Below are 13,048 nucleotides of genomic sequence, written 5' to 3'. Positions count from 1 at the left end.
AAGATTCGGCCGGAAACCCTGATCCAGCGCGGCCAACGGCGATCCGGCCCGATCAAGCGCGAACGGGTGCGGGCCGCCGGACGAACGCCGCCCGCAGGCGGGAGCCGTTGATCGGCACGGCCGCCGCGGCGAGCACGACGGCGCAGCTCGCCTGGAGCACGACGAACCAGATCGGCAGCGCGCCGACGAAGACGTCGACAGCGACGATCGCGGGCGGCACGATGACCGAGATGATGCGCATACGCAGGTAGGCCCAGCGGGCGCCGCGCACTGCGAAGCCGCTGAACACGTAGGTGACGATCGCGCTCGCCAGCACGGCGATCGAACGGCCCCACATGAACCCGGTCACCGCGTGCCCGGTCGCGGACAGCAGGGCGACCAGGCCGAGGACGGCGGCGGCGAGCAGGCCGTAGACGGCGACGAGGATCCGGGCGGGGCGCAGAAGCGTGGTGAAATCCATGCCGACGACGCTAGGAAGGTCAAGATCGCCGCGGTATGCGTCGAAGCCCACGAGACGGTGGGTCTAGACCCACTGTCCGGTAGATCATGATCGTGACACGCTGTGAACATGCAGCTAGTGCGAGGCTTCGGGCGGTCGTGTGCGGTCGTCGCGGTCACCCTGCTGGTGCCGGCGACGTGGGCGACGGCGATCGCGGTCATGGTCTGGTGGCGCAACCCGTGGACGTGGTTCGCCCCGGTCATGCTGGCGGTCGCGGGCACGGCGGGCCTGTCCGGCCCGGTCTGCCGCTGGACACGGGCGCTGGTCGCCCGCTGGTCAGGCGTCGTCATCCCCGCCGGGCACCGCAAGGCTCCGCCGATCGTGCAGATGGCCAACGGCTACTGGTGGAACGGATTCACCTACGCGCGCAGCAGCCGTCAGGCCCAGCAGGAGCAGGAGCTGCGGCTGCGCTGGCGCGACCCGGCCACCTGGCGGGACGTGCGGTTCACGCTTCTGGCCCCGGTCACCGCCGGGATCGCCGCGCTGGTCCCGGTGCTCGGCCTGGTCATGCTGGTCGTCGGGCTGATCTCCGTGAGCACCATCGGATACGCCGCCGCAGCGCTCGGACTGGCGACGACGGTGGCCGCGGCACCCCACGCCTGGAAGGCGCTCCAGCCGACCGCCGTACGCTTCCTCGGCCCCTCGCCGTCCATGGCGCTCGCGGATCGGGTGCGGGAGCTGACGACCCAGCGAGCCGACGTCACCGTCGCGCAGGCCGCCGAGATCCGCCGCATCGAACGCGACCTGCACGACGGCGCTCAAGCGCGCCTGGTCGGACTCGGGCTGTCGCTGGCCACGGCGGAAAAGCTCATGGAACGAGATCCGGAACAGGCCAAGGAGTTGATGCGGCAGGCGCGGGCAGGCGCGGCAGCATCGCTGTCCGAGCTGCGGGAACTGGTCAAAGGCATCAGCCCGCCGGTGCTGACCGAACGCGGCCTCGTCGACGCCGTCCGCGCGCTCGCCCTCGACTGCCCGCTGAAGGTCACTGTGGACGCCGACAGCGCACTGCGGATGGATCCGCCGGTCGAAGCTGCCGTGTACTTCGGAGTCTCCGAAGTGCTCACCAACGCCGTCCGGCACTCCGGAGCGACGAAGGCCCGGGTTTCGCTGGCCCGCCGCGAAGCCGACCTCGTCGTCGAGATCACCGACGACGGCCACGGCGGGGCCGACCTGCGTGCCGACGGCGGCCTGGCCGGACTGCGCCGACGCCTCGCCGTCTTCGACGGCACCCTCGACCTGGACAGCCCGGTCGGCGGACCGACCCGTGTGACGATGGTGGTGCCATGCGCGTCCTGGTAGCCGAAGACCTCTACCTGCTCCGCGACGGAGTCGTACGCCTCATCGAGGCGTACGGGCACGAGGTCGTCGCGACCGCCACCACCGGCCCGCAAACCCTCGACGCCCTCCGGCATTGGCGCCCCGACGTCTCCGTCGTCGACGTACGCATGCCCCCGACCCAGACCGACGAAGGCCTACGCGCCGTCCTCGCCGCCCGCGCCGAGATGCCGGGCCTGCCCGTGCTCATCCTGTCCCAGCACGTCGAGCAGCTGTACGCCCGCGAACTCCTCGCCGACGGCCAAGGCGCGGTCGGCTACCTGCTCAAGGAAAGCGTGTTCGACGCCGACCAGTTCATCGACGCACTCGTCCGAGTCGCCGCCGGTGGCACAGCCATGGACCCCGCCGTCATCGCCAAACTCCTGACCCGGCGACAGGACAAACACGGTCTCGACCGGCTCACCGACCGCGAACGCGAAGTACTCGCCCTGATGGCCGAAGGACTGTCCAACCAAGCCATCGGCAGACGGCTGTTCCTCAGCGACAGCGCGGTCAGCAAATACACCACGTCGCTGTTCGCCAAGCTCGACATCGGCGACGACACCGACACCAACCGCCGCGTCATCGCGGTCCTGGCGTACCTGAACCGGGACACCGCCTGACGGCGACACGACACCCGCCGCCGGGCCGCCGCGCAACCAGAGTGTGGGGAATCCGTCCAAGGTTTCCCCACACTCCGGCCGGCCGAGGCTCAGGCGCTGACCTCCTCCTCGACCCTGGCCGGTGCCACTAGGGCCGACTTGCGCGCCCGGCGTCCGGGCATCCACCAGTTGGCCTTGCCGAACAGTTCCATCACCGCCGGGACGAGGACCATCCGGACGATGGTGGCGTCGATGAGCACCGCGACCGCCATGCCCAGACCTCCCTGCTTGAGGGAGACGTCGGGGCCGAGGAGGGAGGTCGTGAAGATGGCGATCATGATGGCGGCTGCCGCGGTGATGACCTTGGCCGTCCGGGCCAGCCCTCGGGCGACCGCAACCCGCGTGTCGCCGGTGCGCTCGTACTCCTCCCGGATCCGCGAGATCAGGAAGACCTCGTAGTCCATGGAAAGGCCGAACAGGAGCGGGAACATCGTCACGGGGATGAAGGTCGTGACTGGCATCTCGGTGGGGAATCCGAGGGCCGGTCCGAACCATCCCCACTGGACGACGGCGACGATCACGCCATACGCGGCCGCGATCGACAGCACGTTCATCACCGCGGCCTGCAGCGCGATCGTGACCGAGCGAACCAGCGCGATCAGCAGGATCAGCGAGAGGACGATGACGATCGCGATCATAGGTATCAACCGGGAGCTGACTCCGTCGGCGTAGTCGATGGTCGCGGCGTTCGGGCCGCCGAGGTAGACCTCCTTGCCACCGGATGCCTGGGGCAGGACATCTTCGCGGAGCCTGTGCACCAGCTCGGCGGTTGCCTCATCCTGGTAGCCGGTCGTCGGGAAGGCCATGAAGAGGACGGCCTGCCCGTCGTTGCTGACCTGGGGCTGAGTTGCGTAAGCGATGCCTTCGGTCTGGCCGACCGCCGCAATGACAGGCCGCAGATCAGCGCCGGAGGAGTCGACCTCCGCGGCGAAGATCAGAGGTGCGCCGTAGCCCGGTCCGAAGCCTTCGGAGATGATCTCGTGGGAGGTGTAGCTGCTCCGGTCGTGGGGCTGGACACTGGCGTCGGGCATGCTCAGGCGCATCGAGAGCACGGGTGCGGCCAGCACCAGCATGACCGTTCCGGCCAGGAGTGCGGCGGCAAGCGGCCAGCGCTGCACCACGCCCGCCCACCGCTCGGCCAGGGTGCGGCGATCGACCGAGGGGGCGCCGGCGGCCGCGCGCCGACGAGAGGAGCGGCGAGGCAGCCGCAACGAATTGATCTTGTAGCCGATGAAGCCGAGGAACGCGGGCAGCAGGGTCACCGCGGCAATCACCGTGACCAGCACGGCCGTCGAGGTGGCGACCGCCAGACCGGTCATCATCTGGTCGCCCATGACGACCAGACCCAGCAACGCGATCACCACGGTCGTGCCGGCGAACAGCACAGCGTGGCCCGCGGTGGTGATGGCCTTGACGATGGCGCCCTCGGGCTCGTCGCCGTCCTCCAAGGCGTCCTTGTAGCGGGTCACGATGAACAATGCGTAGTCGATGCCGACACCGAGCCCGATCATCGCAGCGAAGATCACCGCGAAGTCCGGCGCGGGAACCAAATGCCCCACAAGTTTCATCAGCGCGACTCCGCCGAGGAGTGCCAGCAGCGCGGTCACGATCGGCAGACCCATCGCCACCAGCGAGCCGAAGGCGATGAACAAGATCACGGCCGCGGCCAGGACTCCGATGCTCTCGGCCGGCCCCTGCGGGGGCGTCTCGGCCTTTTCTGCCTTCTCTCCGCCCAGACCCAGCGTGATGCCGTCGGCGGAGGCGGCCTTGACCGTGTCCACCAGAGGCTTGACGTCGGCCTTCGCCGCATCTGGGTCGGTCAGCGGGATGGTCGTACGGGCGATACGACGATCCTGTGTCACCAGTTTCTCGTCCTCGTATGGCGAGATGATCGGCCCGGTGAGCGAAGACGCGTCCAGGTCGGCGATGACCTTTTCGATCTTTTGCCGGACGGCCGGATCGTCGATTCCCTTCTCCGCCTTGATCGCGAGAGTGAGCGTGTCGCCTTGCCGCTCGGGGAAGTGCTTCGCTATCAGCGCCTGAGCCTTGGCGGAATCGGAGTCGCCACCGGAGTAGTCGTTGTCCGCGGCCGCACCGAAAGTGAAACCCACGAACGCCGCGACGATCACGCCGACGATCCAGGCCGACACCACAAGGCGGCGGCGTCGATAACAGAACCGGGCCAGCCTTGCCAGAGCTCCATCCGTACGGGGAGCCTCGGTCATCATCTTCTCCTACTTCGTACTGGGTGTATTGGAACGCTGCCGCTGCTTGACGGCGCAGGAAATCGCAGGCCCGGCGGGCTGACGAACGGTGTGGGTGGGATCAGCAGCCATGACGCCTGTCACGCGGCGCTTCTCGACCTGGGTGAGGATGATCAATCACAAGCTGATCGTCATGCCGACGCGGCTGCCGTCGCCTCCGACAGCGGATGGCGACGCGTACGCAATTGGGCGTAGTCGGCTGCTGCCCTGCTACGCCGACCGGCGTAGGGAACCGCGCAGCTGCGCGGAGCATTGCCCGGGCTGCGAGAACCTAAGATCACGACATGGAACACCGCACCGTGTCGTTGAGCCCGCGGCTGGTGGCACAGGACGTCGCGCTAGCGCTCTTCATCACCGTGATGCAGGTGCAGGGCACCGTTGCCAAAGTCGCCCTCGAGGGCGCGCCGCGTCCGCTCGCCGACCTGGGTTACCTCGGGTACGCGCTGCTGGTGGTCAGTGGCCTGGCCGTTGTGGCGCGCCGGCGATGGCCCGTTCCAGTGTTCGCCGTCACCGCAGTCGCCAGCGTCGTGTACTTCAGCCTCGACTTCCCGGACGGGCCGGGCTGGCTCGGACTCTTCGTCGCGCTGTACTCCCTCGCCGCCTACGGTGACGGGCGCCGGTCTCTGGTGACCGCCGGCGTGGGCATCACGGTGCTCGCCACGGTGTGGCTGGTCGCGGCGGCCGGCATCGAGCCTCGTGCTGCCATCGGATGGGTGTTCTTCCGGATCGGTGCGTCGGTCATGAGTGCGGCTCTCGGCGAGTCGGTCCGGTCTCGACGGGTCATCGCAGCCGACGCTCAGGCCCGTGCCGAGCTGGCAGAACGGACTCGCGAGGAGGAGAGTCGCGCGCGAGTCGACGCCGAGCGGCTCCGGATCGCGCGCGAGGTCCACGACACGGTCGCGCACGCCATCGCGATCATCAACGTCCAATCCGGCGTCAGCGCACACGTGCTCGACAAGCGGCCGGACGTGGCGCGCGATGCGCTGCAAGCCATCGAGCAGACCAGTTCCCAGGCGCTTCGAGAGATGCGGGCCATTCTCGGGGTCCTCCGCGATGACGGCGACGGGCGCGTGCCCCACCCCGGGCTCGGGCAGATCGACGAACTGACCACCAAGGCACGCGACGCCGGACTCGACATCACCGTCGAGGAGATCTCGCCGCCGACCCTAGTGCCCAGCGCGGTGGGCAGTGCCGTCTACCGGATCGTCCAAGAATCGATCACCAACGTGATCCGCCACGTCGGCCCGACCCGGGTGACTGTGACGCTGAGCCCGGGGGTCGACCTCATGGAAGTTCGAGTGACAGACGAAGGCCGCCGCGCCAACGCGAGCGACAGAACACAAGACCGGCACCTGCCGGCCCAGCGACCAGACCGTGCCGGCAACGCGACCAGCACCGGACGTGGGATTCTCGGCATGCGCGAACGCTGCCGGCTGCTGGGCGGAGAACTCGACGCCGGGCCGACGCCGAGTGGCGGGTTCGAGATCACTGCCCGTCTGCCCCTCGCGCCGACCGGATCGCGCCGATGAACGCGACCACGCCGTCGCCATCGACGAATGTCCCGATCAGAGTGCTGCTTGCCGACGATGAAGGTCTGGTCCGGTCCGGGTTCAAGGTCCTGCTCGACATCGAGGACGACATAACAGTGGTCGGCGAAGCCACCAACGGCGCCGAAGCCGTCGAGCGAGCCCGCGCAACCCGCCCCGACGTCGTGCTCATGGACATCCGCATGCCGAAGCTGGACGGGATCCAGGCCACGTCCCAGATCGCCGAGACGCCCGGATTGGAGCACGTCAGGGTCCTCATCCTCACCACTTACGACACCGACGAGCATGTCTTCGACGCGCTCCAAGCCGGAGCCAGTGGTTTCCTGCTCAAAGACGCCGGGCCGGCCGAACTCCTGCATGCCATTCGGGTCATCGCCGGAGGTGACGCCCTGCTCGCGCCGCGGATCACCCGTCGTCTCATCGGCCAGTTCACCGCGCAGCGGACCGCTGCCCAGACCGCAGCGGATCGGCTCGCGGTGCTTACCCAGCGGGAGCGCGAAGTGCTGGCGCTGGTGGGACAGGGCTTGAGCAACAACGAGATCGGCACCGAGTTGTTCCTCAGCCCGGCTACCGCACGCACTCACGTCAGCCACGCGATGGCGAAACTGGGTGCGCGTGACCGCGCACAGCTGGTCGTCATCGCCTACCAAACAGGGCTGGTCAGCCCTCACTAGGCGGCAAGGCGACGAGAGTCGACCGGCGTGTCGTTTCCGTACAAGACGGCTCCGGCGGCCGGCTTCTAGCATCGTCGAGTAACGCCCCGACAGCGCGTCGACCCGACGCCGCGTGAGTTGTGAGGAGAACGGCAGATGCGCAAGCTGGTCTACACCGGGTTCATGTCCCTCGACGGTGTGGTGGACTCCCCCGGCGGCGGGCCGGGCGAGGAGCACCGCAGCGGCGGCTGGGTGTTCAAGGACATCGAGTTCGTGCCGGAGGCGTTCGCGCTCAAGGGCGAGGAGCTCGCCGACACCACGGCGTTGATGTTCGGCCGGCGCAGCTACGAGGCGTTCGCGCCGACCTGGCGCGAGTCGGAGGACCACGCGGCGTACAAGGAGCTGCCCAAGTATGTCGTGTCGAGCTCGCTGAACGACGACGCGATCGTCGACGGCTGGGGTCCGACGACCATTCTGCGGTCGACCGAGGACGTCGCCCAGCTCAAGCAGGGCGAGGGTGGTGCGATCTTCATCCACGGCAGCGCGGAACTCGCTCGCCGTCTGTCGGACGCCGGTCTGATCGACCAGTACAACCTGCTCGTCTTCCCCATCCTGCTCGGCGAGGGAAAGAGCGTGTTCAGCCGGTCCGACAAGGAGAAGCAGATGCTCACTCTGCGCGAGTCGGCGGCGTATCCGAACGGGATCATGAAGGTGATCTACGACGTGACTCGCTGACCGAGGTCCAGCGCGATCGCGCCGCCCGCGCCCTCTCGCAATTGCAATGCGGTACGCCCGATGTAGCGGCGTAATGCGACGGCCAAGTGCGGGGCGTCGAAGTAGTCGAGCTCGAAGACGACGTCGGGGATCGGCGTTCCCGCCGCGAGGAGCGCCGCCGCCGTCCGGGCTCGTTCGATTTGGCGTACGGCGCCTTGGGTGAGCCCGGTCGCCGCCCGGAAACGGCGTTCGACCGTACGCGCCGACATGTCCGTGGGGTGGCCTCGTCGTACCTCGGTGACCAGTGGATCGCGGAGGATCGTCCCGGCCCGGATGAGGCGCTCCACCAGCGCCTCGGCGTCGTCGGCGGCCGGCCGCTCCCAGCGCATGCCGTCCAGCGGGAAGCTCCGGTGCGTGACGTCGGGCAGGTCGACCCCGCCGCCGACGAGCGCCGGGACCGGCAGGGTGCGCAGGGACGTGCCGACGGCGAACTCGATGCCGACGAAGGTCGCACCCTCGGGCACCGGTGCGCTGCCGGCACCGGTCTCCGGGCCGGTGATCGCCGCGTACGCCCTGCCTTCCCGTTCCCAGAACACCAGGCCCCAGCACACTCCGGCGACGGAGGTCATCTCGGTGACCTGATCACTGGTGCAGGTCCACACGGTGTCGATCCACGGCGAGTCCGACTCACGCGTCTCGAACCGCAATGTCACCCCGCCAGGATAAGGAACGCTCCGCCCCTGGCGGGGAGCTCACGTACGCGTACCAGCTGGGCTCAGCTGTAGGTGATCGCGAAGCTGTTGCAGGTGAAGGCCTGCTGGCCGCTGGTGCCGGACAGCTCGAAGCCGAACTGGACGTCGCCGATGGTCACGTCGGCCCACCAGCCCTGCGTCCGCAGCCACTTCAGCACGGCCAGCACGTCGATGCTGCCCGAGTTGGCGTTGCTGGTCCGCAGGAACGAGAAGACCGCGTTGCTGCCGTTGTTGCCCTTGTAGACGTTCCAGGTCTGGCCGCCGACGCTCACGTTGGTGAACGACGGCACCGCGCCGTTGGAGTCGTAGGAGTCGGCGATGGGGCCGACCGCGCCGTTCTTGTTGGTCCACAACATCACCTCGTAGGCGTAGTTGTTGGCCCAGATGTCGTACGCGGTCTCCCAGTCGCCACCACTCGGCACGCTCACGTTGAACGTGCTGGTGAGGCTGGCCAGCGAGCTGATCGTCCGGTTGATCGTCTTGCCGGTGTGCGGGTACGCCTTCACCCCGGAGGTCATCGGATGGTTGGCGACGACGCCCCAGTTGGTGCCGGTACGCGCCCAGATCGTCTGTGGTCCGGCGCCCGAGCCCCAGACGTCGTTGTTCAGCGTGTAGCCGTTGTTGGTCCAGTTGTCCCACTGGCCGCTGGCCACCCAGACAGCGTCCGACGGTACGCCCGACGACCCGGTCGAGCTGGGCGAAGGGCTGGCCGACGTCCGGCTCGGGCTCGGCGACGCGGCCGTCGGCGACGGCGACCCGGTGACGACACCGGTACAGCTCGTGCCGTTCAAGGTGAAGCCGGTCGGCACCGGGTTGGCGGAGTTGTTCCACGACCCGTTGAACCCGAACGAGGTGGACGCGTTGGTGGCGAGTGAGCCGTTGTAGCCGACGTTCTTGGCGGTCACCGTGGAGCCGCTCTGGGTGATGGTGGCGTTCCAGTACTGGGTGACCGTTTGCGAAGCGCCGAACGACCACACCAGGGTCCACGAGGAGACGGCGCTTCCCAGGTTGGTGATGGTGACGTTGGCGCCGAAGCCGCCCGGCCACTGGGACGAGACCGCGTACTGAACGGTGCAGCCGGCCGCGGCCGACGCCGGCAGCGCGGTGATCACGGCGGTCCCGGTTGCGGCGACCAGCGCCGCCACGCCCGCCACGAGGGCAGGAGCACGTCTACGCATGACTTGACCTTCCACGAGGTGGTCGGCGCGGGGCGTCGTTGGGCGACGGTGGTGGAGGCACCGAAACGGCGACGGCGACGAACGGCCAGCAACATCCCTGGGTAGACCACGATTGAGTTTGTCGAGACGTTAAACTTATAAGTTCGTCGATGCCAGGTCAATCGGTCGCGTCACGCCGTCACCAACAGCTCATTCAGGCCGACCTCATCATGCTGGGCTGCAGGTTCCAGAGCCATTGGAGGTAACAATCACCTAGGCGCGTCCAGCGGATGCTACTCGGTGTCAAACTGATCTTGAACCGATGCATGACTGACTCGTTCGGGAACACCAAAGCGCGACTGCGACCGCGCAATGACGATCTTCAAACCGGTCGTGCTGTCCCGGTCGAACCGCTCGATAGACAGTCGACCGGGGTACTCCAGACTCTCGCCGAGGCGGCGCACGCACTCCAGCCGGGACCTGCCCAGATGGTCTTGTATCACGTGCCGGGCGCTGCCATCCCTAGTCTGATGAAGCACGCGGATAATCTCTTCGAGATGTGGACTCCCGTCCAACACTCGCGACGGCCCGACAAGCGACATTGCCCAAACCGCACGCAGATTCTCACTGCGGTAACCAGCGGGAAGGTCCTCCAAAGAGGTGCCCTCCACCTCTTGCAGCACCGACTCAAGGTAATCCACGATGAGCGCGCCGCACCTGTCGATGGCCGGTCGCGATGCGATCACTTGCTGGGAGAGGGCACCGAGCACGAGGAGGACCGATTGCCAGGCCTCCAGGTCTGCGTGTTCGGTGACGTTCTCCAATAACGGGGTGGCATCGCTCGACAACCCGCATGCGTACATCCATACGCGGGCCAGTGTCGACTGCACTCCGCGCTCACCGATGATGTCGTGTGAGCGGTCCGACCAGTCGAGGACAGTCCGCGCGGCAAGGTACTCCTGGATCGTGTGATGTGTGAAGGCGAATCGGTTCTCGCTAACCGGCCGCACAAGTCCGATGGAGCTACAGGCTGCGATGAACACGATCGGCGACCTGCTCAGGCCGACCGAGCGTTTCCAGAGCCGATTGATGTCGTCGAGTGAGAAGTCTGACCGGTCTTGCTCCACGCACTGTGCCGACAGTTCCGCGAGCATGGTCGTGATTTGTCGTGAACTGAGGTCCGACCGCCGCCATGGCCGAGTAACCCCTCGGACGTCGTCCCACTCGTCGATCATGACGTCCAGGCACCGACTCACCACACTGCTGGTGTCACTCAATGCCAGGCTGTGCCGGGACCGTGCCGACGTCGTGTAGCTGAGCAGCAGAGGGTTGGTCAGAAGATCCCTGGCGGGGCTGTTGTAGAGCTCGTCGTTGAAGGCGCACCAAGCGGAAACCGACGAGCCGTGCGCGACGAAATGGTAGGTCCACTGCGCGATCTGCGAATCGTCGAACGGCAGGACCCGGAAATGCGCGAAATCTGGCAGGTCCCAACGGTACTCAGCGTCTCGGGAGGTGATGGCGACCCGGACTTCCGGCAGCCGGGAGCACAGCTGCTGAATTCCCCTGATCGCGCTTGCCCGGTCAGCTTCCGAAGGAAGCTCGTCCAGCCCGTCGAGCAGCAACAGGATTCGGCGGGTGATCGACGGTTGCTCCATCGCCAGCGCAATATCCGCCATATCATCGGTCGCAAGAAAGCGTGCCACGCCATCTGCGGTCAGATCACCCAGCGGAAAATTGCGCAGCTGCAGGTAGACGGGAATCGTCGAGCCAGCCGCGTCCCGGGCCGCCTCGAACACCATTCTCCGCAGCAAGGATGTCTTGCCCGCGCCGGCCGCACCAAGAATCACGACGCGGGCGTGCTCGCTGATCTGCGTCCACGCCAGATCGCCGCTCAGCTCATACGGTCCCTGTTCCTCGATCGCCTCCAGCCTGGGCGGAACGAACCAGGCATCCAGCGCCGGACGCGTGTCGTTCGTCATGCCTTCACCATGACGCCAGCGATCGGCGGTCCGACGTGCGTACTGGGCAATGCGAACGGCCACTCGACTAAGGACGCCGTTGTCCGCCCCGACCGGGACGCCGGCGTCGTCGACTTCGACGTACGCGACATCGAGGTTGTCAACCGGCCGATGCACCTGTGTACGGAAGATCCGTGCCCCAATCTCAACTTCGGCCGAAACCTGGTCGCAGCTACGTCGAATCAGACGGAGAAGCCATTCGTCGGGCACGTTCTCGCCGAACGTGGTCCCCGATATCGCCCGGAATCGCCCCCGATACAAACGGAGGGGAAGGAGGCGAATCTGCTGCTGATTGCTCATGCCGAGAGCAGCTCCTCCCGATAGGGCCCGTATCGGGCGTCCCACAGTCTTTCCTCGCCGAGCGCCACGAACATCTGTCTCATGAGATCGTAGGCAATGGTCCGCTCCGCCTCGGACAAGCCGCGAAAGACCTGCGACTTAACAAACGACACCAGTTCGATGCTGGGCAGCGTTCCGGTATGACGGGCCAGTTCCTGCAGCTCCTCCTCATGACCGTCGGCGGCAGAATAGCCCTGTACACAGAACTTGATCATCCGCACGCCAATCTCGGCGATCTGCAGATGCGTGCGAAGCTTCGCGTTGTACACGGCACGCAACCGAGAATCCGCCGCATCCGACAGCCCGTAGCCGGTGGGATCGATCAATGCATTATTGATCGGGTCGAAGTAGAGCGAGTTGCAGGCGAAGTCTCGGTAGGCGGTGTCCTGCTCGAAACTGGAGCCGAAGATCGCCCGCGGGGTACCAGGCCACAGATGCCGGAAGACTCGGATGTCGACGAACGGATCCGTTGTGCCGGGCGCCCCGCCGAGAGTGAGTTGACCGTTCGATCGATTCTCGTTGTCGAAACGAATTGTGCCCTCATACATTCCGTCAACGATGCGGAACAGTTTCTCCAATGGCATCGTGGTGGCGATGTCAACGTCGCGGCACTCGCGGTCGGCGATGATGTCCCGAACAGCACCGGCTGTCAGGAAGACCTCATGCCCACGGCTCCAGATCTCGCCGATGAGGTCGATGTAACGTGTGCCGTTGGGAATTCTCCGCCCCAACAGTTCAGCAAACCGATCCTGTTCAGCCCTCGTGGGACGCACCACGTTTGCGCTCGGCGGTAAGTGCGTCCAGTTCGGACCAACAGGCTTGTCAGGCTCAACGAGTCGAATACTGTCATAGCTGTGCAGTACGACGGTGGCGTCCCACTCGGTCTTGACGCAGGGCGCACAGTTTTGCGTATGACCCAACAGATGGCCGGAGATCGGCAGCGCCCGCTCATACCACAGGACACTGTCGCCAGGGCGAGGCAACGCGCAAGGCGGTATTTTCAGTGACCCCAAGTCGATTGTCGTCCGTGCCAGCTGCGACATATGGCGCGTCTCCGAGGATGGAAGGACTGTCCTGATGGCACAACCGAGAGCAGCGACACCGGTCCCGTCTCAGCACGCACCAATGT

The 13,048-nt window shown here is 66.6% G+C and carries 11 protein-coding genes; 5 read left to right on the top strand and 6 right to left on the bottom strand.

Features of this window, described 5'->3' with window-relative positions:
• Positions 1–52: 52 nt before the first annotated feature.
• On the bottom strand, positions 53–460 hold the full coding sequence (locus tag AB0H43_RS12915) for a hypothetical protein (protein ID WP_359999479.1): 408 nt from the start codon (positions 458–460) through the stop codon (positions 53–55).
• A gap of 108 nt (positions 461–568) precedes the next feature.
• Here AB0H43_RS12915 and AB0H43_RS12910 point away from each other — a divergent pair, with 108 nt between their 5' ends.
• Together AB0H43_RS12910 and AB0H43_RS12905 are read left to right on the top strand one after the other, a co-directional pair.
• Positions 569–1,798, top strand: coding sequence for a histidine kinase (locus AB0H43_RS12910; protein ID WP_359999478.1), 1,230 nt, complete (start codon positions 569–571; stop codon positions 1,796–1,798).
• Positions 1,783–2,436 carry a response regulator transcription factor gene (locus tag AB0H43_RS12905; RefSeq protein ID WP_359999477.1) on the top strand — a complete coding sequence of 218 codons (654 nt, stop codon included), beginning with the start codon at positions 1,783–1,785 and terminating at the stop codon, positions 2,434–2,436. Before AB0H43_RS12910 ends, AB0H43_RS12905 begins: the two co-directional genes overlap by 16 nt.
• An 89-nt stretch (positions 2,437–2,525) precedes the next feature.
• On the opposite strand, the gene AB0H43_RS12900 is transcribed toward AB0H43_RS12905, so the two are convergent.
• On the bottom strand, positions 2,526–4,700 hold the full coding sequence (locus AB0H43_RS12900) for an MMPL family transporter (RefSeq protein ID WP_359999476.1): 2,175 nt from the start codon (positions 4,698–4,700) through the stop codon (positions 2,526–2,528).
• Between the two features lie 323 nt (positions 4,701–5,023).
• Here AB0H43_RS12900 and AB0H43_RS12895 point away from each other — a divergent pair, with 323 nt between their 5' ends.
• The 3 genes from AB0H43_RS12895 to AB0H43_RS12885 all read left to right on the top strand — a co-directional run bounded on the left by AB0H43_RS12895 (position 5,024) and on the right by AB0H43_RS12885 (position 7,674).
• Positions 5,024–6,268, top strand: coding sequence for a sensor histidine kinase (locus tag AB0H43_RS12895; protein ID WP_359999475.1), 1,245 nt, complete (start codon positions 5,024–5,026; stop codon positions 6,266–6,268).
• Positions 6,265–6,960: a response regulator transcription factor gene (locus AB0H43_RS12890; RefSeq protein ID WP_359999474.1), complete on the top strand. Its 696-nt coding sequence runs from the start codon at positions 6,265–6,267 to the stop codon at positions 6,958–6,960. Before AB0H43_RS12895 ends, AB0H43_RS12890 begins: the two co-directional genes overlap by 4 nt.
• 135 nt (positions 6,961–7,095) lie before the next feature.
• Positions 7,096–7,674 carry a dihydrofolate reductase family protein gene (locus AB0H43_RS12885; RefSeq protein WP_359999473.1) on the top strand — a complete coding sequence of 193 codons (579 nt, stop codon included), beginning with the start codon at positions 7,096–7,098 and terminating at the stop codon, positions 7,672–7,674.
• Here AB0H43_RS12885 and AB0H43_RS12880 read toward each other — a convergent pair.
• The 4 genes from AB0H43_RS12880 to AB0H43_RS12865 all read right to left on the bottom strand — a co-directional run bounded on the left by AB0H43_RS12880 (position 7,656) and on the right by AB0H43_RS12865 (position 12,962).
• A complete protein-coding gene (locus tag AB0H43_RS12880) occupies positions 7,656–8,366 on the bottom strand; it encodes a helix-turn-helix domain-containing protein (RefSeq protein WP_359999472.1) in 711 nt (236 codons plus the stop codon). The two genes, AB0H43_RS12885 and AB0H43_RS12880, sit on opposite strands and share 19 nt — an antisense overlap.
• A gap of 62 nt (positions 8,367–8,428) precedes the next feature.
• Positions 8,429–9,583: a cellulose binding domain-containing protein gene (locus AB0H43_RS12875; protein ID WP_359999471.1), complete on the bottom strand. Its 1,155-nt coding sequence runs from the start codon at positions 9,581–9,583 to the stop codon at positions 8,429–8,431.
• Between the two features lie 272 nt (positions 9,584–9,855).
• Positions 9,856–11,880 (bottom strand): NACHT domain-containing protein, encoded by a 2,025-nt coding sequence (locus AB0H43_RS12870; RefSeq protein WP_359999470.1) that lies wholly within the window; start codon positions 11,878–11,880, stop codon positions 9,856–9,858.
• The gene (locus tag AB0H43_RS12865) at positions 11,877–12,962 is read right to left on the bottom strand and encodes a hypothetical protein (protein WP_359999469.1); all 1,086 of its coding nucleotides are present in this window, start codon (positions 12,960–12,962) and stop codon (positions 11,877–11,879) included. The genes AB0H43_RS12870 and AB0H43_RS12865 overlap by 4 nt, the downstream gene beginning before the upstream one ends.
• Positions 12,963–13,048: the final 86 nt, after the last annotated feature.

Source organism: Hamadaea sp. NPDC050747 (assembly GCF_040654195.1).
Lineage (GTDB): Bacteria > Actinomycetota > Actinomycetes > Mycobacteriales > Micromonosporaceae > Hamadaea.
This window is presented reverse-complemented; position numbering and strand designations above follow the sequence as displayed.